Here is a 23,016-nt window from a genome sequence, read left to right as displayed (position 1 = left end):
CGCTCCTTAACTTATTGTTTGTTTTGCACACTGTTCTACATCACGAGCAATCATTAGTTCTTCGTTGGTTGGAATAATACACACTTTGACTGCTTCGTCGTCATTGCTAATTATCATATCACCCGCATTATTTTTTGTCACATGGCATGTTACACCAAGATAACTTAACTGTTCTGTTACCATTTGGCGGATTAAGGGCGAATTTTCACCCACACCCGCTGTAAATAATAATGCGTCGCAACCGTTCATTGCGGAGGCATAAGCACCGATGTAGTTGCATATTTGGCCAGTAAACATACGAAGTGTTAATAGCGCGCGTGGATTACCTTCTTTGGCTGCCATTTCGATATCTCTGAAATCACTTGAAATTCCCGATACACCAAGGACACCTGATTCACTAGACATCATATGCATTACTTCATCCAAGCTATAGCCTAATTCATCCACTAAATACGGGATGATTGTCGCGTCAATTGTACCAGAACGTGTTCCCATCATCAAGCCAGCATTTGGTGTAAAGCCCATGGAAGTATTCACTGATTTTCCAGCTTCAATCGCACAAACACTCGCTCCATTACCTAAATGACAAGAAATAATTTTTAATTTTTCTAAAGGTTTTTCGAGAACTTCTGCTGCTTTTCCAGCCACATATTTATGACTCGTTCCATGAAAACCGTATTTTCGAATATGATGTTTTTCATAAAGTTCATAAGGAAGCGCATATAAAAAGTTTTCTTCTGGAATCGTTTGATGAAATGCGGTATCAAATACTGCAACTGAAACCGCATTTGGCAGCAATTCACGAAATGTTTTGATTCCGATGATATTCGCTGGATTATGTAGCGGCGCAAGGTTTGTCACAGCTTCAATTCCCTTCACCACTTCATCCGTTACAACACAGGACGTAACAAAATCTTCTCCGCCATGTGCAACACGATGTCCGACTCCTGTAATTTCATTCAGATCATTAATTACTTGATGTGCCTTTAGCTGCTCCAGTAAAATCTCGACTGCTTCCTCGTGATTGTTGATTGCTCGTGTTTCTTTGATTTTTTCATGTTGAAAGGACATGTTGAAAATGGCGTCTGGTAGACCAATTCTTTCAATTAAGCCTTTAACTAAAACTGCTTCTCCTGGCATCGTAAAAATTTGGAATTTCAGTGAAGAACTCCCTGCGTTTATCGCCATAATTTTGTGCATATAGCTCAGTCCTTTCTCATTTTTAAAGGAGTAAACAAAGTCATTCTTGTTTACTCCATGCTTTTTTATAATAAAATGTTAAATAGTCCAATGGCTAAGAGACCACCAATGATTGGTCCAACAATTGGAATCCAAGCGTAACGCCAGTCTGATCCACTTTTATTTGGTACTGGTAGTAAAAAGTAAGCAAGTCTTGGTCCTAAATCACGAGCTGGGTTAATCGCATAACCTGTCGTTGGTCCAAAACTCATTCCGATAGCAACTACTAGGAAGCCAAGGATTAATGGATTTAAACCATCTGTGAAACTGTTCGCTCCAATCATAAGTAAACCAAAAATGAAAGCAAATGTTGCGATAATTTCACTGATTAAGTTGAAAGGTGTATTTTTAATCGCTGGTCCTGTGGAAAAAATACCATGTGTATCAATTTCTGGGGGAGTCGCTTTAAAATGCGGATAGTAGTGTAAAATAACGATGGATGCTCCGACAAATGCTCCGGCGATTTGCGCGATAATATATGGCACCACATCTGCCCAAGGGAATGATCCTCCAACTGCAAGCGCAATAGTTACAGCTGGATTTAAATGCGCCCCACTATATGCTCCTGCTACATAAATACCGATCATTACAGCAAAGCCCCAACCAAATGTAACAACTACCCAGTTTGCTCCTTGAGATAATGATTTATTTAATGTCAATCCTGCTAAAAGGCCGTTCCCAAACATAATTAAAACCATCGTTCCAATAAATTCCGCCAAATATGCTGACATAGTTTATCCTCCTTTTTAACGTAAATTCTAAATGATTTGTTCTAAAATTTCTTTTAGTTCTTGATGTGACGGTGTCGTAGGACTAGTTGGTAAGCAAGCGTCTTTCAGTGCATTCGTTGCAATTTCGTCCATTTTTGCATAGACTTTTTCTTTTGCTACACCGGCGTCTGTCAACGTGCGCGGCATTTGCATATGTTCCATCATCGCTACAATTCTTTCGCGAAGTAAGCGGACAGCTGTTTCGTTCGAGTCTGATCTGGAAGCAATGCCACAAATGCGTGCCATTTCTGCATATTTTTGTTCTGTTTCGCGATTTTTAAAAGCGTTAAAACGAATCACTGCATCCAGTAAAATCGCATTAGCTAGACCGTGTGGTACGTGAAACTGTGCACCAAGTTGATGGGCAATACTATGATTCAACCCTAAATTAGCGCAGTTAAAAGCCATTCCAGCCATAGTAGAGGCATTATGCATTTTTTCCCGATTCGCTAAATTACGACCATCATCATAACAGCTCGTTAAGAAACGTAACGTCAATTGCACACTTTTTTCACCAAGAGCATCGGTATAATCGCTCGCATTTTTAGAGACATAAGCTTCAATAGCGTGTGTTAAGACGTCCATTCCCGTGTTCGCCGTAATGGCTGGCGGTACGGTAACAACCAGCTGCGCATCTAAAATAGCCATATCCGGAATTAGTTCATCTAAGAAAAGTGGATATTTAATTTTCGTTGTTGGATCAGTGATAACGGTTGCGGCTGTTACTTCTGAACCCGTACCGCTTGTGGTTGGAATTGCAATAAAAGTACTGATATTGACTTTTTCCAAACGTTTGGCGAAGTAGTAGATTCCCTTGGCCGTATCAATCGCAGAGCCACCACCAAAAGCTATCATGACTTGCGGTTGGATTTTGCCTGCCTCACTAACTCCTCCAGCTACTTTTGAGATGGGCGGATCTGGAACAACATCGGTGAAAATATGCACATTATTGGATGCATCTAATTGTCCTGTTAATCCTTGAAGACCTTCCCCATCAGCCAAAAAGCGGTCACAAATAATCCAGACATTTTTATTTTTAATTTCTTGTAAAACTTGTAAACTATTCGAACCAAAAGCTACTTTTGTTTTAATTTGAAAGCTGTTCATTCAGTTTGCCTCCTCTTAACGAATCGAAAAACCATCTGTTAAAACACAACGGCGACGTCTAGCAAAATGGCGCGCAGTAGTTGTTCCTTCACCCGTAGGCGTTGCAATGGTGAAAGTAGTGCTACCTTCTCCTCTAAAGCCCAATCCCGCAAATGAAGGACCATTTTTGACAAAGATGGATGTTTGCATGTCTCGTGCAGCTTTGTTTAATCTAGAAATATTTTGCGAATGCATCGTTGCTGTGTGATGCAAGCCTTGCTCTAACTCAATAGCGACATCAAGCGCTTCGTCAAAATTAGGAACTCTGACAACAGGAACAATCGGCATCAATAATTCTACTGTTGCAAACGGATGTGTTTTTTCTGTTTCCACAATAATTAAACGTGGTGAAAAATCACAAACAATCCCCGCTTCTTTTAAAATTTCTGAAGCACTTTTTCCGACTAATTTTTTGTTTGTCACGCCTTTATCTGTGACAGCTACTTTTTCTAGTTTTTGAATATCGCTTGGATTGGTCACATGTAGTGCACCATTTTTTTCCATTTGGAACATTAAGAAATCGGCTATACTATCAACTGCAACAATACTTTTCTCCGCAATACAGAGAATATTATGGTCAAAAGAAGCGCCGTCAACGATATCAGCAGCTGCTTTTTCGATATTTGCTGTCTCGTCAACAATGGATGGCGGATTCCCGGCACCTGCGCCAATAACTTTTTTACCAGATTGCATGGCTTGAAGAACTACACCTGGACCACCTGTAATAACAAGCAGCGGCACTTTCGGATGATTCATCATTTCTTGCGCTGCTTGAATGGATGGTTTTTCGACGGTGACAACTAAATTATCAACACCACAACTTTCGCGGACAATCGTATTCAACTTTTCAATCAACCAAAGAGAAATATCTTTGGCACCTGGATGTGGGCTATAAAATACTGCATTCCCAGCTGCGAGCATGCCGATTGTATTGCAAATCAAGGTTTCCGTTGGGTTCGTGCTTGGTGCAACAGCCCCGATTACACCATATGGAGAAAGTTCATAAAGCGTCATGCCGTTATCTCCAGTAGCGACTTCTGTATATAAATCTTCCACACCTGGCGTTTTTTCAATTGCTAACGTGTTTTTCAAAATTTTATCTGTGACATTTCCCATACCAGTTTCTGCAACTGCTCGTGTTGCAATGGATTCAATTTCTGGATAAAGTGCTTCTCGAATAGCCTTCACAACATTACGACGCTCTTCTAGTGATTTTTCTTTATAGCTATTTTGTGCTATAACGGCTGCTTGAATAGCCTCATCAACCGTTTCAAAAACTCCACTTTTCGCGCCTTTGGTCATTGTTTTTACTGGTGCATCTTTTTGTTCTGTTAATTTTTCTAAGAGAACTTTTTTCACCAATTGTTCGAGTTCTAATGATTCCATACAGAATTACCCCTTCTCTATCATTGATAATGCTTTTTTCGCAATGTGGATATCCTCTTCCACTGATCCGCCGCTAATCCCCATTCCACCAATAATAACTCCATCTTTACCGTAGATTGGAACACCACCACCAAAGGTAACAATGTCACCATTTGTCAGCGTTTCTAATTGATAAAGTGGGGCTCCTGGCTGAACTGCTTCTGTTAATTTTTCTGTGCTTGTTTTCATCGCTACTGCGGAATAGGCTTTTTTCGTTGCCAATTCTGCACTTACTAAAAGAGCGTGCTCCATTCGATAATTAAATCTCGCATTACCGTGCGCATCAACAATAGCAAGTGTTACTGGAACGCCAATTTCTTCCGATACGTTACAAACTTGGTGCATTAATTTTTCACAAAAGGAAAAAGATAAATCGCTTGTAGCTGGCTTTTCTTGACACGTTTGCTCTAAGTATTTGGCAACAATTAGCTTGGTCGCTTTATCGAGCATTTGCCTAAAATCCTCTTCTCTAGCAAGGATGTACAAGAAATCCGATAACCGATTTACGTATTTTAATAACTCTTTTCGGATAGCTGTTTGTTCTGACAAACGAACTAATAATCGCTCACCACGTCTAGCGACAGTCCTTGCACTATGAAGAAATGCTCCGGCTGTGCTTGATCCAGGCAGAACAAAACTATCGACTTTTGGTAACTTTGCAGTGTAATCATCAACGACTTTTTCAAGTTGATTGATGTCGTTTTCTGTAATAATAATTTTGCTGGCGAGGGCTGCTTCGTGCTCTGTTGCAAGCTCTGCACAAACGTAAAATAGCTGCCGTTCGATGTTTCTGAGTAGAGACTTGTTTTCAGTAGATGTAACGAATTTTTCAGCTACACTAATTTCTGCATTAAGCTCATCAAATGAGCCATACGTTTCGACACGGTCATCATATTTTTTCACACGATTTCCATCAAATAGTGCAGTCGTTCCCTTATCGCCAGTTTTGGTATAAATACTCACGAGTTATTCACTCCTTACTTATCAAAGCTATCGACAATTGCAATAATTGCCGAATCAATCGCACTATTTGGTTCTGCAAAAACACTTCTAGCTGCATTTCCACGAGCAACAAGTACATACTCCCCAATTCCTGCTCCAACAGAGTCACATGCTACTTCTTCTGATCGCACATTTTCTCCATTTGCATCAACCGGTTGCACAATCATTAACTTTTTACCAGTAAGCGAGTCTTCTTTTTTTGTTGAAACTACACTTCCTGTTATTTTTGCCATAAACATAACGTCACTGCCTTTCCCGCACTGCAATATTATTTTTCGTTAAATATTCATTTGCAAGCGGTGTAATAAGCTGCTTTTTATATTTGCAAAGTGTACTTCCGCTTGGAATTACCGCGCTATCACTATAACAAACTACTTGACTACTGGAATGAAAAAGTCGCTCCCCTTTACTTGTGAAAATAGGGTAATCTAGCTGACTAAGCATTGTATAATCCAACCAAGGTTCGCCGTTATCGTACAATTCAAGCTCAATCGTCACTCCATAATCCGCAGCTTTATCAAACCAAACAGTTAGTGATTCTGCTCGATTTCCACCGAGAATTCGCTCAAGAAAATGTTTGTTTACTTGTGTTAATCGAATCGTTTCATTTTCTATAAAAATCGCAACTGGATCACGTGGAAGTTTGCTGATAGCGATAGAAGTTTTACTTGTTGCACGAAGTTTCAAGCGCTGGATAATGATTGGCACTAATTTTTCTATCATAGATTCTCGCTCCCTGAACTCATAGCAATACCAAGTGGCGTGACATACTGCGGATAATTCGGTTGAAAAACAGGCATCTTCAAATAGCTTTCAAACGTATCTTTGAACTGGCTATATGCGGAAGCACCGCCAACAATATAAAGTGGCTCTGAGGGAGATTTCTCAAGATGAACACGGGTAATTTCTGCCATTTTTTCCACTACTGGACGCATCACTGAAAAATGCTCGCTAGAATCTTTTTGCTCGCGTTTATTCTGCTCGGCTTCTTCTACTGGAATGCCGTAATATCCCGCGAGAACAAGCGTCATATGCGTTCCCCCAGTTGGTTCATCTGCGGTATAAATTACTTCACCATTTTCAAAAACGCTGATTCCAGTTGTCCCACCACCAACATCTACAACTGCGCCATCTTGTAATCCTAGAACGGCTGCCGCTGCGGTCGGTTCATCAATTGTGTATAAGGCTTCCATTCCGGCGCTCTCAATAACATTGGCGACCACCTTTTTATTGTTTCCTACTGTACCTGGCGGGATAGCTCCAGAAGCATGTGTTAAAGTTATACCTAAACATTTTTCTGCGCGGTTTTTTAGTCGTGTCACAACCTCTACAGACTCGCGGTAATTGACAACGAGACCATCGCGAACAGCATCTGCGAATTCAAACGCTCCAAAAAGTGGCACATCATGTTCATCTAGAACAACAAACACGATGGAGGAAGTACCTAAATCGACGCCAACTTTCACTTTCTGATCAGCAGAAACTTTTTGTTTAATATCTTTATTCATTAGCGTTGCAAGCTGTTCCATTCGTTCATTTGCTGTTTGTAGAATATCCATTTCCGCACCTCCTTATCTCGTCACGACTTGATTATTTTTGCAAAGCACGTGCCAGCAATATCTGCTGCATTTGCTTCATCCGTATCAATATGCATTTCTGGTATAAATTGATTGTTTACTCGAATCGTACAATGATTTAAAACAAGACTTCGCATTTCTGAACCTACTAGAACGGAGACTTCATCGCCTTGTTTCACACCATATTCATGCGCCACACTTTCTGGTAAATGGATATGACGTTTCGCGATAATTGCGCCTTTTGATAAGCAAATTTCGCGATGTTTCGAAACGAGTTTGATTCCAGGTGTCCCGTCAATATCTCCGGAAACGCGGATTGGAATCTTCATACCAAGCATTCTTGCATCCGTTTTAGAAAGTTCTACTTGCGAAAATTTCCGAAGTGGTCCTAAAATGCGAACACGTTGCAGTTCCCCTTTTTCTGAAACAACAGTAAGGGTTTGCTCGGCAGCGAATTCACCTGGTTGTTTGAGCCATTTTTTCACTTGAATAGGTTCATTTGGAAAAAGTTGGTTATAGTCATTTACTGTTAGATGGATGTGGCGGTTAGAGACTCCAATAGGAATCTCTGTTTTCGCACCACTAAGTTTATCTGATACTATTTGCTTGATTATTGCTTTTAATTCTTCTCTTTCCACGGCTTATAGACCTTTTGGTAGCAACGTTTCTACATCATTGTGTGGACGTGGGATAACGTGGATAGATTGTACTTCACCAACGTTACGAGCTGCTGCTGCGCCTGCATCTGTTGCTGCTTTTACTGCGCCTACATCACCGCGAACCATAACAGTTACAAGACCTGAACCGATTTTTTCATACCCTACTAATGATACATTTGCTGCTTTTACCATTGCGTCAGCTGCTTCAATTGCGCCAACAAGACCTTTAGTTTCAATCATTCCAAGTGCATTATTCATTATTATTTCCTCCTCAAATTGGGTTTACTTTTCTTCTTCAAAATGGATACAATCTTGTCTTGGATCCCCTTTTACTCGTGGGCAAAGTGGGTCATGGCATAGATTGCAAGTCGCTTCTGTCGGTACTTCGGTTTCCTCCACTTTTTCTATTTCAACCATCACTTCCGGCTGTTCTGGCTCTATTTCTTCTTTCGGCCAAAATACTGTAAAAATCTCTTCCCCTGGTCGAGGAATGACTTTTTTCGCAATAAAACTGTCTGAGGCTATTGCGGTTTGTTCACCTGCTTCAAGTGCCGCGTTCACAGCAGCAACATCACCTTCCACTTTCACGGTAATCCAGCCAAAACCTTTTGCTTTTTCCGTGTCTACAAGTTGGATATTTGCTACTTTTGCCATTGTATCTGCTACGGTTATCGCTGAAGCAAGTCCTTTAATTTCAATCATTCCAATTGCTTGATGCATTCCTTCACCTCCTTATTTAAAAGGTACACCCTTGACAAGTCGCGCTGCATTCATTCCCATATTTCGCTGGTTTTCTAGTGTGGTTGCGCAAAAACGATATGCTGAAAATAGTGGTTTATCTGGGGGTAAATTACGATAATGAATCACTAAATGATCATTTTTCAGCGTAACCCCTACTAGAAGCGGGGAACTCGCAGATGCTCGAAATGCTGCTTGCACTTCGTCTTTCAAGGGCATCATTTCTAATTCACATGGAATGCCTTCTTCCTCTATTCCAAATAAAACTTGTTTAATACTGTCTGGGTTCGCGTCCACATCTGCATGAAAATAAATGGCTGGCTTACTAACAACTGGAATCATGCCTTAGCACCTCCAGCTAGAATCAAGCCTGTTGCAACTGCATTTCTCGGGCCTTCTTCGCCACGAATATTCCCACGGCCAGCAACGAGTGAATAATGAGAAAGTGCATCGGTAATTAATTGTGGAATCTCAAAATCAAGGGCTGATCCTCCAACAATTACGACAAATGGAATATCTCGAATGTTCCCAGTTGGGCTGACATATTTTAATGCGCGGATGGTATTCGTTACAAAGACACGCTCCTTAGCTGAACGGCGAATTAACTTGATTTTTTCAATCGACACATCCCCAGGTATTGGCACAAAGCCATCTGGTTTTACAATTACCACTTTGGCAAAAACAGTTGGAGAAAGCGGCGTATCGAAAAATTGCACCGTGCCATCTTCATGCCGAATGTGGAAAATACTTTCGACTTTAGCAAGCGGATATTTTTTAATATCTTCGGCTAAATAACGGTCTTCCAAGCCAATTTCTGACTGGATAATCATCGTTACCATATCGCCTGCGCCGGCTAAATGAGTTGCGATAATTTCTCCTTTTCCGTTGATAATCGAGGCATCTGTGGATCCAGCGCCTAAATCTAAAATGGCAAGTGGAGTATTAGTTCCCGGTGTAGTAAGCGCTCCGAGAATAGCAGCTTCTGCCTCTGCACCACCAATTTTGACGGTTACTTGCAGTTCTTGTTCGATTTCTGAGGCGATAGCTGCCATTTGCAAGTGATCACTTTTTACCATGGAGGCAATACCAACTGCTTGTTCCATGGAAAACTCACCTGCAAGCCCACCTTGAACATCTACTGGAACAAATGTATCCACAGCTAGTAAATCTTGAATAAAAATATCTGCTGGCAATTTATCTGTTAGTCCGGCCATCGTTTGGCGCACTTTTTCTAGCATACCGCCGATATTTGTTCCTGGTTCTCCGCTAGCATTGTCGAGTTTTGGAAGTGACATAATGGCTTGCATGATTTTCTCAGAACCTTCTGCGACATTGACACGTTGCGTTCTGGATCCTGATTGAAGTTCGATATGTCCCGCTGGTATTGTTCGAGCTTTGACATCACCTTCTGGCGTTTTAATCACAACCGCCGAACGATTGCCAATTAAAGCTCGTGCTACAGGAATAATATTTTTCGTTTCATCTGAATTCAAATGAAAGACGGTCGCAATACCATATGGGTTAGAAATGGTTTCAATAACTTTTCCGGGAGCTGCGACTTCGACAGCTGCTAACATATTGACTGGTACTTTATCAATAAACCCTACTTCATCGACAATCGGAATCTTATGGTTTAGTCGGTTATGCACGAGAACACCGTCATCTGCTTGAAGAATCGCAGCCGTTATTTGATAGCCATTTTCGGCGTAATCATTCATTTGCTTTGCTGCATCTTCAAAATCAACCGTTTTCGGGATAATTACAATGTAATCTGCGTCTTTTGGTTTAGATGTCAGGTCATCCAAAAGCACCGTCATACCTGCCCCCATACCAAGTCCTCCTGGTGTTTTAGGGTTGTGACCAATCATCGTAGACTCAGTAATGATTGTTTCCGTAATAGTTTCCATTGCCACATCGCCAATCACTGGTGTCGCTTCATTAATACGGATTTCAACCAAGTTCTCGGTCGTCGCATTTACTTTTTCTAAAGCAAGTCGCAATGCTTTAAAAATCCCGTGAAGATTTTGTTTTGTTCCTTTGATACCGGTTGTGTCCGTAATAGCACTAGCAACAAACGCTGCTTCCTCCGAGGAGTTTGCCATAGCAAGTGCCACTTCCGTTGTAGAATTCCCGATATCAATCCCTGCAATATACTTCATTCATTTCACCGCATTTCCTACATAATCGCGAGCAAAAGGAGCGTTTTAATTATCGCCTTTTAATTTCTTACGCTCTTGATAAAGCTGTGCTGCTTCACGAACATAATTAGAGCAAATCGTTGCATGATAAACACTCTCTAATTCATCTGCAATCGCAAGCAATTCTTCTCTTGAGGAACGATAAGGACGCATCGCATTATAAATTTCTAAAATGCGTTCATCTGGAACGATGGTTAGCTCAGCTGCACGTTCGAAATTATTTGCAAGTGTTGCACGTCCGGCATCTCTTGCTACTTGTGCTTGCATTTTAAGCGTTTCCGCTGTTACACGAACATCTTCCGGTTTGATTGTGCCATCTAGAACACTTTTCAATGTAATGTCGTCTAATGATTTTGATGTCGATGTTTTTACAAGTTCTGGACGTTTTGTTCCGAGTGGATAATCTCGTACTGTCAGTGTATCTCCGCTCACTTTTTGAGACGTAGTTGTGGATACTGCGCCACTATTTACTTCTTGTAAAATATTTCTGACCATATTTTCTAGTGCTTCTTGATTCATCATTTTCACCTCACTATTAGTTTACTTGTAATTCGACTGCGTTTTTTCCTTGAACAACATGTTTTGTTTCTTTGATATGAAGTAAAGCTGCTTTGGCTTGGAATTTCGGACGTGCCATTTGATCGTTTACCATTGGCACTGGATTTGGTGATTCCCCTTTGGCATATTTTGCCGCATTTTTACCGATTGCTCGGTATGTTTCTAGCGTAATTAGTGGTGCTTGCGGGAATAACTCTAAGTTAGAAAGTGGTTGTAAATCTTTTTGATGGATTAAGGCTGTACCACGCGACTGAATGCCGATACAAATACCAGAACCACTTAATTTGTCGCCTTCTACTGCGACGAAAGCTACATCAGAAGAACGGAATACACGAACAACGCGTGCTTTTAACCCTTCTTCTTCAATACCTGCAATCACTTCTCGTAAAATTTGTTTATGTGGAACGCCCACAATGTTTTTTGTTTGATATTTACCAAAAGCCGGTGCGACCGCAATAACAACTTCATCTTTTTGTCTACCCGGCTTCGCATCCCCAACTTCTGTTAAAAAGCTTTCATCTGAAACGGTAACACTTGGCTGTTCTTTTTGGAAAGAAACTTTATCTTCTTTTAGCTGTAATTCATCTAGTACTTCTGCGATAATTCCGCGAAGTACTTTTTCGTTAATTTCAACCATGTCTCTTAGTCCTCCTTTATAAAAAATGGGAAGTAGCTTATTCTAATTCGTTTGCATCAACTGCAACAGCGATATCTTTTAGTTTCTCCCAGCGTTCGCCCTCTAAACGATAACCAGTTCCAGGACCTGCATAATCATTTAAGTCATTGACGGAACTAATGACATTCCAATCTTTGTCAATGATGGCAGATGTATGAAGGAAGTCTCCAGATACACGTTGTTTCAACATATTTAGTACACTTTCAGCAACATCATCAAATCCACCAGCAGATAAAGCTTTCACTACATCTAAACCAGTTACACCACGGTCCATCATTTCAGCTGCTGCCTTAATATCTTCTACCATGTTACGTTCTGGCATATCTTTACTTCCACGTGCATACGTTGCTGCTTCTACTTCTGCATCGGTAACTTCTGGAAGGCCCAATTTATCAAAAACAGCTTGAATTACCCGTGCCGCTTTGTTTCTAACTGCAACAACTTCTTCTTCGGTAACCGGTGTTAACCCACCGTCCACTTTTAAATCGCGTTGTAAAATATTGTAATCATCAAAGTCATCTGCATCAAAATTGGAACCAGCAAACATATTGTCATAGTTAGGTGTTGCGCTGTAACCAGAGGAAATATAATCTGTTCCTGGTAAAAATTGCATCAGTAAACGAGCTGTACGGCGAATATCCGAGTGAGAGAACGTTTGGTCATTTCCAGAAGCTACTTCTAGATCTAACATAACGGCAATTAAATTCTCGGCAAGAACTGCTCTAATACCACTTGGTACAGCACCTGGAATTCCGATACAACTAATAGAACCATTTTGTAAACCTTGAACACCAGCCGCTTTCGTAATGAAAATGCAGCGAGATTCAAGATATAGCATCGATTTGCCTTCTGCGTAACCCATTTGAACCTCAGAACCAGTTCCAGATGTGAAACGCATTTTCAGACCACGAGATGCATAGGCGCTTGCCAAAATACCTTTGGACCAAGGTGTATCGTCTCCGTCTGTAAATACAGGCTCCGTTCCATACACAGAAATCGTTTCAGCGTAACAAGTTAAACCACGCATGCCTAGTTCTAATTCCGTTGCTTCTTCAAGAGAACATTGCGTTAATACACCTCCGCGACCCGTTTGCGAACCCACTAATAAGCTAAGTGCGTTAAAAGGTGCATAACGAACTACCGCAACCGTTGTTTCTTGCTCATCAAAACCACGAATTGCTGCTTCTGCCGCATCTGCTGCGATTTGAACAGGATTATCACGCAAGTTTGTTACGTGTGCTTGCGTTGTCGGCGTTCTACGAGAGCGCATTTTTTGCATCGACATCATCATTTCGACAACGTTCATTTGTGAAACTACTTCTACTATTTTTGCCGGTGTCATTGCAGTTGTAAGTAAAACGATTTTTTCACGTGGCACATTTGGGTCACAAAGCATATTGGCTAGCTTCACCGAATCCATTTGCATAACTTCTTCCGCACGAGATAAATCGACGCCATACCTAGCGATGAAATGGTCAATTAAATCAAAATCAGCTAGTTTTTTGCTATCCATTTCGACTACTTTGCCATTTTCTATTTTAATGCTTGGTTTTGGATCATTCGGGCTTTCCATTGCGATTAGGCCTTCTTCAATCCATTCCTTTACAAAACCATCTTGATTGACCGGGCGTTTTGCTAATTCTTCAAAGCGTTTTGATTTCATCAGTCGTTACCCTCCGTTCTAAATGTAGGATGGACGATCATTTTTCGGTTCATCCCCTAAAGCTCCAAGTAATTTTTTACCAATTTCACGTGCTGAAATAACAGCTTGACGTACTGCACCAGAATCTCCAGAAATACAAAGAATCACTTCATTGGAGAAACTTGTTCCATCTGCTGGCGAGGAATATGCAACGACATCTACGTTAGCGGATTTCACTGCCGTATCAGCCATAACAACACCAATCCCAGCCGGTGCACCAACCATAAGTCCGAATGCTTTTCCTACAGGTGCCCCGAATGCTGTATTAAGTGCATGACTTGCTCGCGCTGTATATTGAAGTTCGATGTGTCCAGCTTCGTTGCCATATACATCTCCGAAAGTTTTATCTAATTCATTCAGTGCCACTTCTACTGCACGTTTGACATCAGAAACATCATCCCCACCAAAGATAATTAAAGAACCGTGGCCCGCACCGCCTTTTGTATCACGTGGTAATTCAATTTTTACTACTTCTGTATTTGTTGCTTTTACAGCTTCATCTGCTGCCATAATATGTGGACCTGCACCAGTACGGGCTCCTAAAATACCTATAGAACGGTAAGACTTTTCAAGCTTCATTGCTTCTAAAAGTTGTCCGTCTACATTCGCAATCACTAGGCCGATTGTATCTCCTATTGCTGTTCCTACAAACTCTGTTAATTGAACTGCTTTTTCACTCATTTGACGTGATCCTCCATCCTCTACTAATTTTTCCGGGGCATCATTAACCGTTTCCATTACCTGTTTTAGAATTTCGTCAATTAGTTTATTTTGCTCACTCATCTGACTTCACCCTCACTGGTAAAATTTCTTCCACATCAGTATGCGGACGAGGAATAACATGTGTACTCATCACGGTACCTACATTTCTAGCTGCTGCCGCTCCTGCTTCTGTCGCTGCTTTCACCGCACCAACATCACCACGAACCATGACAGTCACCAGTCCAGACCCGATTTTTTCGTACCCTGTTAATGTTACGTTAGCTGATTTAACCATGGCGTCAGCGGCTTCAATGGCGCCGACTAGCCCTTTAGTTTCAACTAATCCTAGTGCTTCTTGCATGGGTGTACCTCCTTCTCAAAATAAGTATTTTACTCTCTCAGTATAGGCAATCTGTAATATAAATAGTTGCCGCTTCCAAACAGAAAAAAAGAAGACGTCAATCGTGTTTTAACACAATTTTGCGCCTCCAAAAAAAATAACGACAAAAAGCCATCCAGTAGTGCATGGTTTGGGCTTTCTCATATGAAATTACTCTTAGCAATATATTGTTATCTTCATGGCAAGAAAATGTAAGCGCATTATAAATATGCTATACTAAGAACGACAGAAACACGCCAAGTCTCGCCGAAAGGGGAATAGCTATGTTACTACAGTCCAAAAGCAACGAAATGCTCATTGAAAAAGTAATGGATGAGTTCTCAGCCGCAACCAGTTTAGCCTCCGTTGTTGTAGATATACACGGTACCGAAGTTTCTAGATTATGTAACTTTACTCCTTTTTGCCAACTTATTCGCTCCAATCCCAAATATCGCTCCCTTTGCCAAAAATGTGATATGTTTGGTGGACTGGAAGCCTCCAAAACCGGAAAGCCCTTAATTTATCGATGTCATGCTGGATTAACTGATTTTTCAGTTCCAATTGTCGTCGAAAACCAACTGAGTGGGTTTTTACTTAGTGGCCAGGTTATTTGTGAAGAAAGTAGCGAAGTTGGTAATATTCAAACAGAAGAAACCGATTGGAAAAATGATAAAGAGCTCATCTCCGCGTTTCGATCTGTCCCTGTTTTCAGCTCTAAAAAAATCAACTCTTCTGCCGAAATGCTTACAATTATCTCCCAGTATTACTTGAAATCTGAAATGGAAAAAAGCCGCGAAGAACAAAAACAAAAAATCGTCTTCCACCACAATAAATCAACACACCATGAAGATAATAAAGAAATCCGTAAAGCACTGAAGTATATCGAGAAAAATCTCAACCGACCGATTACACTTGATGAAGTGGCAAGTCATGTGTATCTTAGTTCTTATTATTTTAGTAAGTTATTCAAAAAAGAAATGAATGTGAATTTCATCAATTATGTGAACCAGAAGAAAATGTCCCTTGCCAAAGAAATGTTGAAAAATCCACGTTTGTCCATTGATAATATCGCTCGTAACCTAGGTTTCACACAAACAAGTTATTTCTGCAAAGTCTTCCGAAAAGAGTTTGAAGTCACACCAAAAGGCTACCGTGAAACATTAAAATAAGTAGTATCTAAAAGTCATGTTCTCTTTACTTTAAGAATATGACTTTTTTGTTGCCTGAAAAACAAAAAAACTTTCATCCGTCATCGAATGAGAGTTTATGCACAGCAAATAAGCTATACTACCCGCACACGCTTTTTAGGACCCCGAAAAAGAGTTGCTTCCGGCTTATTTGGCGAGTATCCTGACTTGGCTTCATCCAACAATAGCACCTTCCCATACATTAAAACGTACAGTGGTTATATCTATTTTTGTCCACCTTACAGTTGCGGGGGCAGTTTCGGCATCGCACCGAATTCCTCTTTCAGAAATGCACATACATTCCACCAACATAAGACCTATTTAACTACCTACATCTTACCACAAAGTATTTATAAAAAAAGCGGTTTCAACAGAAACAACAAAAATCTACTATTGATTAGAAATAAGAAAACGTTGAGATTCATTGTCCCAGAGCGAATAACATCCTTGCTTAAAATCGATATCCCAATATTGTGCTATAGTTTGTTTTTGTAAAAAAAGCGCAATGACTCGTAAAACACCAAGATGACCTACGAGCAACACCGTATCAAGTTGCTGCCATTTTTCCATTTCTGCTTCCAATACCGCAACCACTCGTTCATAAAATATCGGAAAACTTTCCCCATTTGGAAATAGTGCCGTTTGCCAGTGATTACAGTATTCGTTCCAAGCATCTGGAAACTTAGCGCTAATTTCTTGATACGTATACCCTTCAAAATCACCGAAATCCATTTCATTTAACGCAGAAAAGCGCAGCACCTTTGCATTACTTAAAATATTTGCTGATTGTTTCACACGAGTAAGATCACTCGTAACAACTAAATCGACCGAGTAACTCCCCAGCTTTTCGCGGAGTTGCTCCATTTGTCGAACGCCATTTTCATTTAACGCAACATCTAACTGACCACAATATTTTTTCGCTACATTCCAGTCCGTTTCCCCGTGTCGCACAAAAATAAGTTGCACTTACATCAACCCCCAAAGTAGCACTAAACAAAATAAACACATAAGTTGCCCCATTTGTCCACCAGCACCAAGTGTGTCCCCATTCATACCACCAATCCGTTTATAAACAAATGCCCGGTAAATAATCGCAAACAGAATCACGCCAGCATAAGCAATGACGCCAATATAAGAGAAAAACATCCCTAAAACAACCAACACAATCACTTGTGCAATCACAATTGGCCACCAAGGAACTCCTAGAAAAATCGCCCCTAACCCTTCTTTTGATCCCGCGTAGGTCATTTTTGCAAAAAGCAACATTGTCACGCCTTTAGCAACAATCGGTAAAACGAAAAATAACCAACCAATTTGTTGCGTATCAGGAACAGATAAGAATAAAGCACCATAAAAAAGAAAATAAAAGCAAATCGCAATCACGCCGTTCGCGCCTACACGACTATCCTTCATGATTTCCAGCATCCGCTCTCTTTTACGAGAAGAAAAAAGCCCGTCCGCCGTATCCGCCAGTGCATCAACATGAAAACCGCCAGTAATGATAATTTCTGCAAAAAGTCCTGCAATAATCGCAACCGGCAAAGGCATAACAAGCGCCACCAAAGTAAAAATGAGCCAATTCCAAGCACCAATAATCACCCCGACAAATGGTAGCAAAGCACTCCCTTTTTTCAAGTTAATTTCATCCATATTTATTTGGATAGGTAGTGGAATTCGCGTAAAAAATTGAATTAATAAAATCAATGTTTTCATATTACTTCCACCTTTTCGGAATGCCGCTTACGACAAAATAAACTTCTTCTACTTGAGCCGCAATTTGCTGATTTACTCGACCAATAATATCTCTAAAAACACGCGTGAGTTTATTTTCAGGTACGACACCAAGCCCAATTTCATTCGTCACAAAAATAAGTTTAGCAGAAGAATTTCTTCCAGCAGTTAAAATGGCAGCCACTTCCGACTGAATTTCCGCTTCGACTTCATCTGCAACTTCATTAGTCAATTCACGCTCACCAAGCATAGTGAAAAATAAATTAGTCACTAACATCGTCACACAATCAAGCATAATTAGCTCATATTGATTCGCATGCTGATTCAAATAATTAGCGATAGCTTGAAAACTTTCGAATGTATCCCAATTTGCTGGACGAGTTGCTTGATGTTTTTGGATTCTAGCTTGAAACTCCGTATCGTTCTCATACGCAATGCCAGTCGCCACGTATAAAACACGATTATACTTAGCCGCCTCTTTTTCAGCAAAATTACTCTTTCCGCTCCTAGCTCCACCAGTAACAAGCATCATTTCACTCATGTCCATTCCTCATTCCTACGAAACTCCCCTATACGTTTAGCACCTAAAAATTCCCGTTCAAAAACGGTTACACTATTTGCTTTTACTGCTGCCAAAATAACCGATGCTGGTCCCGCAGTTTTGTTCATGATTTCTTCGCTAAAAGTATCCATCGCGGAAAAAACGCCATCATTTAATCGCGCTAAAAGATTTGCCTCATAAGCCATTCCTTTCGAACCAACTGGTACTACTTCAAGCACCGAGCTATGTGCGGCCAACTTCTTCACTAAACGATAATCTGGCATTTCCGTCATTTTTTGCAGGACTTCTGGACCTACAAAGGGTTCGCCAAACGCAAATAAGACCGCAGCTTCATGCACATTTATCAGCTTAAGTGCAGCTTTAGTCGCAAAACCAGTTACGAGAACCCCTACGCTAGTCTGGGTTACTTTCATATTTTCTTCTGTACTGCCATTTAATTCAATATGGCTTAAATTTGCTTTAATAAGTTCATCCTTTAATCCAGCTATAACACGTCTGCCAGTGGGCTCCATTTCCGCTCCGACAACATCACTAACAGCTACAACCTCTGCACCAGAAGCAATCATTTCCATTAAAGCCACTCTCAAAGTCAAACGAGCTGTCACTTCTGGGGCAACCATTAAGCCATCATGCGCTTTTTCGCCAAAGCCAGCACTAATATCACAGCTTGTTAAAATACAACCTCCTGGCACATCAATTACAGATAAATCCCTCACTTGAGGCATAAAAAAACCTCCACTTAGTTAAAATTAATCTTCCAAATATGCGCGCAGTTCTTCTATTCCAGTTTCTTCCACCGAGGATATATAAAATATATGCTTCGCGCCAGCCATGCGTAACTCTCGTTCTGCTCGTTCCATGTCTTTGTCCGATTCCGCCAAATCCACTTTTGTAACAATCCCAATAACCGGTTTAGCAAAAATGCTGGCAAACATTGGTGAAAACGTCTGCTTTTTCTCTGTCACACTTTGTAAAATTGCGATCACTGACGCATCTGCTGCGGTCACTGTGAGCGCACTGTAAAGTTGTCTATGCTGCACAAACTCACCAGGAGTATCAATCATTTCTTGAAAATACTCCACAGCTTGTGTTTTTTTATATAAAATATCATAACCATGCAATTTTTGGCACAGGGTTGTTTTACCACATCCAACCGAGCCCATTACCATCATTTTCTTCAAGCAACTCAGCTCCTAGTAATTTTTGGAATCGAGAAGTCCAAAATTTCGTTTAATGAAAAAACTACTTGTTGTAAAGCTGATTCAACAGAAGAAACATCGCCTGTTAGTACAACCGAACCACTAAAACGGTCAATAAAGCCAATTCGTACATCGCCGGATTTAGTCGCGATATCACTTGCAATAATGGAAGCTTCACTTGGCGTAATAGTTAAAATCCCAATTGCACTTGCGCCGTCTTCTAGTCCTAATTTCGTATAAATATCACGGTTCGGATTGGCGATTAAATGCGCAAGCGTCACCTGTTTACCTGGTACATATTCTTGTATTACACGTTCTTTATTATCATCAAAACCCATTTTTCCCACTCCTCATCTAGACAAACTATCTCAAAATAATCCTATCATATTTAGGCGCCACTATTTTGTCAGCTTGTTCAAAAGGCGCGCAACCTCAGTCAGTGCACGCCTTCTCCCAAAACTCTATGACAATATATTGTTATCTTTTTAATAAATCAAACTCTCGAAGACTTCTTTACGCGGTCTTGGAATAACTACTTTATTAATTAAAAGTGCTTCTTCTTTCGCTGCTGCAAGGCCTGCTTCCACTGCTGCTTCACAAGCTGCTGTGTCACCAGTTAAAACGACAAACGATTTACCAGCAATCCCCGTTGCCAAACGAATATCTAGTAACTGCACATCGGCCGCTTTTACCGCAGCATCGGCCGCAATAATCGAACCAGAGCAAGAATAATATTCCATAACGCCTACTGCATTCATTTCGTCTGGAACTTCTGTTTTGTTAATCGCTTTGATTACTTGGTCTGACACACGTGGAATCACTAGGTTACCAACGATATTCGCCGCACCAATTTTTGTTCCTGCTTCGATGGATTGTGCCACTGAGTCCACTGTCCCAGCGATTAAAATATAATACTTCCCTGGACAACTTGCTTTTGCATAAATTAATTCGGAATTGGCCGCTTTTAACATCGTATCAACTGCCTCAATGCCTTTCGAAATACTATTTAATTCCAGAAATCCTAACGTATCCATTTTCATGACATCACCTTCTTAATATGAACTTGTTCTTCAGTTATACGAACAATTTGACCATCAATACTTGCATGGATATTGGCTCCAAGAGCAGCATCCGGAATTTTCGCAATTAAGTCACCTTTTTTCACGATGTCTCCCTCACTCACAACTGGAATAGACGGTGCACCAATATGCATTTTTGTTGGGATAAATACTTCATCCACTTCTAAATAATGCATTTTTTCTAAATGAACATCAGCATATTGCTGTAAGCCCATTTTAATCAAAATATTTTTGGGTGCAATCGATTTATATTCACGCATCGGGTCTGGTGTGAATTCTTTCTTATCCGTTTGATAACGTACACCTTGTTTTAAAAGTTCTTTTTTGACGTGAATATTTACTTGGCGCGGGGAAAGCCCCATCGGACAAGCGATTACCTCACAAATACCACATTCACAACAAATCATTGCTTCTTCCCAAATTGGATCCGGCTTGATGTCTGTTATAACTTCTGCAACCGCGAAATGGCGCATGACTTTGTGGGGGTGAATATCATGACCTAATTGTTGTCTCGGGCATAAATCAGAGCAAAGCGAGCACTGAATACAAGCTGATTTTGTTTCATTGAAAATTTGCTCCACTGTTTGGTAATGAAGCTTATGCAAGTAGCCTGTATCCTCTGCCACAATCAAACCAGAAGTTGTTTTCGTTACTACTTTGTCGGCGATTGTTGATTGGTCATTTAATTTACCCATCATTGGCCCACCGTCTAAGAATAAATACTCGTTTAAAGTGGTTCCACCTGCTGCTGCTAAACATACTTCAAATGGCGTTCCAACTGGTACATCTAAAAGTTTTGGCTCGCCTACTGCGCCTGTAACTGTTAGCTGCTTGCGAACAACTGGTGCGTCATCTTGAATTGCATGAAAAACATTCCACATCGTTGAAACATTCGATACAATACAACCAACCATTAATGGAATGCCGCTTGGTGGTACTACTCGCCCAGTCACTTCAAACACCATGACTTGCTCATCACCAGTCGGATAGACATTATCCATCTCATGAATAGTAACGCTTGCATCTAGTTCTGAAATTGCTGACCGCAAAGCCGCAATTTCCTCTGTGTAATATCGTTTTGTCGCAATAACAGCAAATTCTGCTCCGACTTGGCTTTTAACCATTTCAATTGCTTTAATCGTTTCTACTGCATGGTTTCTCATAACAAAATGATCGGTTTTTAATAACGGCTCACATTCTGCCGCATTGATAATTAAGTATTCCACTTCACCGCTAAATTTGGCATGGGTCGGAAAGCCCGCTCCACCACAACCAACAACGCCAGCATCTTTAATCTTTTCTAAAATGGACATTTGGCTCAACACCCTCTTAATAGTTTTTCAGTATACTTCAATGATAGAGCGTTTACATTCCAAAATCTATAGTAAAATTTTGCAGCCTAAAAGAGAGCAATATAATAGAATAAAAAACCTACTAAAATTAGCAGGTTTTATCATTTTTATTACGACTTCCGATTTCTTCCGTTTCTAAATTGTCCACTAGCTCGCTCACTTCACGCTTCACTTTCTTCGCGTATCCCGGGTTGTTTCCGCCTGTTGAGATACCAACAGTCAGCTCATTTTTCGTCACTGTTGCCATATTGAAAAAATCGGAATTAGCTTGGTTAGTTGTATCATTCACGAGCTGTCCAGGCGTCCGGTCGCGTAAAACGAGTTGATTTACTTCCAAGTTATCTGTGCAAATAAATATCATAAATGCCGATTTAAGATGTTCCGAGCGATAAGCTTCTTCCATTATCTGCACATCCAGCGCCTTAATCTCTGGCAAAATCTTTAGTCCAACTACCAAAATATCTGCACCCGCGTCCAGCAAGCCCATAATTTTCCGAAGCGCTACTTTCCCGCCTCCGATTATGACAACCTTTCTCCCTGTAATATCAAGCATTATCGGGTATTTCATCAGCAAACCTCCGCACATTTTTCTTCATTTTAACACATAATTGAAATATTTTTCGGGTATAGTTAAAATAATTCAAAAGGAGGTAAAATAAATGTTTAATCAAGCGAAACAAATCTCCACATTTTTTACTTTTAATGGTAATGGCGAGGAAGCGTTTAACTTTTATTTAAACACTTTTCCAGATGCAAAAAAAGTCGGCCTCACTTACTTCACGAAACCAGAGCAAGGTGGCGATATCGGCAAAGTACTAAATGCTACTTTTGAAATGAAAGGTGCTTCGTTCATGATTATGGATATGACAAACAATGCCTCCCCTGACTTTAGCTGGGCCACAACAACCCTTTATTTTGCAGATACGGAAGATGAATTCGACACCCTTTTTGAAAAACTGGCGAAAGAAGGCACGGTTATGATGGGACCAGAAGCAGTAGAAGCGCTTCGAAAAGTGGCTTGGGTCACGGATAAATATGGCATTACTTGGCAACTCGCATTTGTATAAAAACGAGAAGAAAACGCCGTCCTAAAGCGTTTTCTTTTTGCATTCAAAATGTTTGACCATTTTCGACC

The 23,016-nt window shown here is 40.6% G+C and carries 29 protein-coding genes and 1 riboswitch; of the genes, 2 read left to right on the top strand and 27 right to left on the bottom strand.

The genetic code is table 11. The annotated features are described in order from the left end of the window. Positions 1-6: 6 nt before the first annotated feature. From HRK21_RS11500 to pduA (HRK21_RS11415), 18 genes are all read right to left on the bottom strand, one after another. A complete protein-coding gene (locus HRK21_RS11500) occupies positions 7-1,200 on the bottom strand; it encodes an acetate/propionate family kinase (RefSeq protein WP_070006955.1) in 1,194 nt (397 codons plus the stop codon). Between the two features lie 65 nt (positions 1,201-1,265). Next, the gene (locus HRK21_RS11495) at positions 1,266-1,970 is read right to left on the bottom strand and encodes an MIP/aquaporin family protein (RefSeq protein WP_070006953.1); all 705 of its coding nucleotides are present in this window, start codon (positions 1,968-1,970) and stop codon (positions 1,266-1,268) included. A 27-nt stretch (positions 1,971-1,997) separates the two neighbouring features. Beyond that, positions 1,998-3,116, bottom strand: coding sequence for a 1-propanol dehydrogenase PduQ (locus HRK21_RS11490; protein ID WP_003738720.1), 1,119 nt, complete (start codon positions 3,114-3,116; stop codon positions 1,998-2,000). Positions 3,117-3,131: 15 nt separating this feature from the next. Next, positions 3,132-4,541 carry an aldehyde dehydrogenase family protein gene (locus tag HRK21_RS11485; protein WP_003738719.1) on the bottom strand — a complete coding sequence of 470 codons (1,410 nt, stop codon included), beginning with the start codon at positions 4,539-4,541 and terminating at the stop codon, positions 3,132-3,134. A gap of 6 nt (positions 4,542-4,547) precedes the next feature. Next, the gene (locus HRK21_RS11480; protein ID WP_070006951.1) at positions 4,548-5,543 is read right to left on the bottom strand and encodes a cob(I)yrinic acid a,c-diamide adenosyltransferase; all 996 of its coding nucleotides are present in this window, start codon (positions 5,541-5,543) and stop codon (positions 4,548-4,550) included. A gap of 14 nt (positions 5,544-5,557) precedes the next feature. Then, complete coding sequence (locus HRK21_RS11475) at positions 5,558-5,821, bottom strand: EutN/CcmL family microcompartment protein (RefSeq protein WP_003738717.1); 264 nt, start codon at positions 5,819-5,821, stop codon at positions 5,558-5,560. Positions 5,822-5,825: 4 nt separating this feature from the next. Next, positions 5,826-6,305 carry a PduM family microcompartment protein gene (pduM, locus tag HRK21_RS11470; RefSeq protein WP_070006949.1) on the bottom strand — a complete coding sequence of 160 codons (480 nt, stop codon included), beginning with the start codon at positions 6,303-6,305 and terminating at the stop codon, positions 5,826-5,828. Next, complete coding sequence (gene eutJ, locus HRK21_RS11465; RefSeq protein WP_070006947.1) at positions 6,302-7,141, bottom strand: ethanolamine utilization protein EutJ; 840 nt, start codon at positions 7,139-7,141, stop codon at positions 6,302-6,304. The genes pduM and eutJ overlap by 4 nt, the downstream gene beginning before the upstream one ends. Positions 7,142-7,161: 20 nt before the next feature. After that, positions 7,162-7,797 carry a phosphate propanoyltransferase gene (locus tag HRK21_RS11460; RefSeq protein ID WP_070006945.1) on the bottom strand — a complete coding sequence of 212 codons (636 nt, stop codon included), beginning with the start codon at positions 7,795-7,797 and terminating at the stop codon, positions 7,162-7,164. Positions 7,798-7,800: 3 nt separating this feature from the next. Next, positions 7,801-8,076 carry a propanediol utilization microcompartment protein PduA gene (pduA, locus tag HRK21_RS11455; RefSeq protein ID WP_003719364.1) on the bottom strand — a complete coding sequence of 92 codons (276 nt, stop codon included), beginning with the start codon at positions 8,074-8,076 and terminating at the stop codon, positions 7,801-7,803. Between the two features lie 24 nt (positions 8,077-8,100). Continuing rightward, the gene (locus HRK21_RS11450; RefSeq protein ID WP_003738713.1) at positions 8,101-8,538 is read right to left on the bottom strand and encodes a BMC domain-containing protein; all 438 of its coding nucleotides are present in this window, start codon (positions 8,536-8,538) and stop codon (positions 8,101-8,103) included. 12 nt (positions 8,539-8,550) lie between these two features. Beyond that, complete coding sequence (locus HRK21_RS11445) at positions 8,551-8,898, bottom strand: glycerol dehydratase reactivase beta/small subunit family protein (protein ID WP_003738712.1); 348 nt, start codon at positions 8,896-8,898, stop codon at positions 8,551-8,553. Further along, entirely contained in the window at positions 8,895-10,715 is a 1,821-nt protein-coding gene (locus HRK21_RS11440) for a diol dehydratase reactivase subunit alpha (protein ID WP_070006943.1), read from the bottom strand. The genes HRK21_RS11445 and HRK21_RS11440 overlap by 4 nt, the downstream gene beginning before the upstream one ends. Before the next feature lie 45 nt (positions 10,716-10,760). Beyond that, positions 10,761-11,273 carry a diol dehydratase small subunit gene (locus tag HRK21_RS11435; protein WP_003724696.1) on the bottom strand — a complete coding sequence of 171 codons (513 nt, stop codon included), beginning with the start codon at positions 11,271-11,273 and terminating at the stop codon, positions 10,761-10,763. A 16-nt stretch (positions 11,274-11,289) separates the two neighbouring features. Beyond that, complete coding sequence (locus HRK21_RS11430) at positions 11,290-11,949, bottom strand: propanediol/glycerol family dehydratase medium subunit (protein ID WP_069888612.1); 660 nt, start codon at positions 11,947-11,949, stop codon at positions 11,290-11,292. 37 nt (positions 11,950-11,986) lie between these two features. Then, a complete protein-coding gene (locus tag HRK21_RS11425) occupies positions 11,987-13,651 on the bottom strand; it encodes a propanediol/glycerol family dehydratase large subunit (RefSeq protein ID WP_070006941.1) in 1,665 nt (554 codons plus the stop codon). An 18-nt stretch (positions 13,652-13,669) separates the two neighbouring features. Next, a complete protein-coding gene (pduB, locus tag HRK21_RS11420; protein WP_003726968.1) occupies positions 13,670-14,473 on the bottom strand; it encodes a propanediol utilization microcompartment protein PduB in 804 nt (267 codons plus the stop codon). Then, a complete protein-coding gene (gene pduA / locus HRK21_RS11415) occupies positions 14,466-14,753 on the bottom strand; it encodes a propanediol utilization microcompartment protein PduA (protein WP_003719356.1) in 288 nt (95 codons plus the stop codon). The genes pduB and pduA (HRK21_RS11415) overlap by 8 nt, the downstream gene beginning before the upstream one ends. 302 nt (positions 14,754-15,055) lie before the next feature. On the opposite strand from pduA (HRK21_RS11415), the gene HRK21_RS11410 reads away from it, so the two are divergent. Next, the gene (locus HRK21_RS11410; RefSeq protein WP_070006939.1) at positions 15,056-15,940 is read left to right on the top strand and encodes a PocR ligand-binding domain-containing protein; all 885 of its coding nucleotides are present in this window, start codon (positions 15,056-15,058) and stop codon (positions 15,938-15,940) included. 154 nt (positions 15,941-16,094) lie between these two features. Next, positions 16,095-16,284, bottom strand: a riboswitch (cobalamin riboswitch). Positions 16,285-16,348: 64 nt separating this feature from the next. Here HRK21_RS11410 and cobC read toward each other — a convergent pair. From cobC to HRK21_RS11365, 9 genes are all read right to left on the bottom strand, one after another. After that, positions 16,349-16,924, bottom strand: coding sequence for an alpha-ribazole phosphatase (gene cobC, locus HRK21_RS11405; protein ID WP_069888610.1), 576 nt, complete (start codon positions 16,922-16,924; stop codon positions 16,349-16,351). After that, positions 16,925-17,671, bottom strand: coding sequence for an adenosylcobinamide-GDP ribazoletransferase (gene cobS, locus HRK21_RS11400; RefSeq protein ID WP_070006937.1), 747 nt, complete (start codon positions 17,669-17,671; stop codon positions 16,925-16,927). Position 17,672: 1 nt separating this feature from the next. Beyond that, the gene (gene cobU, locus HRK21_RS11395; RefSeq protein WP_069888608.1) at positions 17,673-18,230 is read right to left on the bottom strand and encodes a bifunctional adenosylcobinamide kinase/adenosylcobinamide-phosphate guanylyltransferase; all 558 of its coding nucleotides are present in this window, start codon (positions 18,228-18,230) and stop codon (positions 17,673-17,675) included. Then, positions 18,227-18,976: an alpha-ribazole kinase gene (gene cblS / locus HRK21_RS11390; RefSeq protein WP_070006935.1), complete on the bottom strand. Its 750-nt coding sequence runs from the start codon at positions 18,974-18,976 to the stop codon at positions 18,227-18,229. The genes cobU and cblS overlap by 4 nt, the downstream gene beginning before the upstream one ends. A 24-nt stretch (positions 18,977-19,000) precedes the next feature. Continuing rightward, positions 19,001-19,432, bottom strand: a complete 432-nt coding sequence (locus tag HRK21_RS11385; protein ID WP_070006933.1) for a EutP/PduV family microcompartment system protein — start codon at positions 19,430-19,432, stop codon at positions 19,001-19,003. A gap of 5 nt (positions 19,433-19,437) precedes the next feature. Next, complete coding sequence (gene eutS, locus HRK21_RS11380; protein ID WP_003730493.1) at positions 19,438-19,788, bottom strand: ethanolamine utilization microcompartment protein EutS; 351 nt, start codon at positions 19,786-19,788, stop codon at positions 19,438-19,440. A gap of 147 nt (positions 19,789-19,935) precedes the next feature. Further along, positions 19,936-20,490, bottom strand: a complete 555-nt coding sequence (locus HRK21_RS11375) for a BMC domain-containing protein (RefSeq protein ID WP_003736310.1) — start codon at positions 20,488-20,490, stop codon at positions 19,936-19,938. Continuing rightward, positions 20,487-21,851 carry a 4Fe-4S dicluster domain-containing protein gene (locus HRK21_RS11370; protein ID WP_077952776.1) on the bottom strand — a complete coding sequence of 455 codons (1,365 nt, stop codon included), beginning with the start codon at positions 21,849-21,851 and terminating at the stop codon, positions 20,487-20,489. Before HRK21_RS11370 ends, HRK21_RS11375 begins: the two co-directional genes overlap by 4 nt. Before the next feature lie 118 nt (positions 21,852-21,969). Next, on the bottom strand, positions 21,970-22,449 hold the full coding sequence (locus HRK21_RS11365; RefSeq protein WP_003738702.1) for a precorrin-2 dehydrogenase/sirohydrochlorin ferrochelatase family protein: 480 nt from the start codon (positions 22,447-22,449) through the stop codon (positions 21,970-21,972). 91 nt (positions 22,450-22,540) lie between these two features. Here HRK21_RS11365 and HRK21_RS11360 point away from each other — a divergent pair, with 91 nt between their 5' ends. Then, on the top strand, positions 22,541-22,948 hold the full coding sequence (locus HRK21_RS11360; RefSeq protein ID WP_003738701.1) for a VOC family protein: 408 nt from the start codon (positions 22,541-22,543) through the stop codon (positions 22,946-22,948). Positions 22,949-23,016: the final 68 nt, after the last annotated feature.

Origin of the sequence: Listeria monocytogenes (genome assembly GCF_013282665.1) — a bacterium.
Lineage (GTDB): Bacteria > Bacillota > Bacilli > Lactobacillales > Listeriaceae > Listeria > Listeria monocytogenes_C.
The sequence above is the reverse complement of the archived record's forward strand: the minus strand, read 5'-3'. Positions and strand labels throughout refer to the sequence as shown.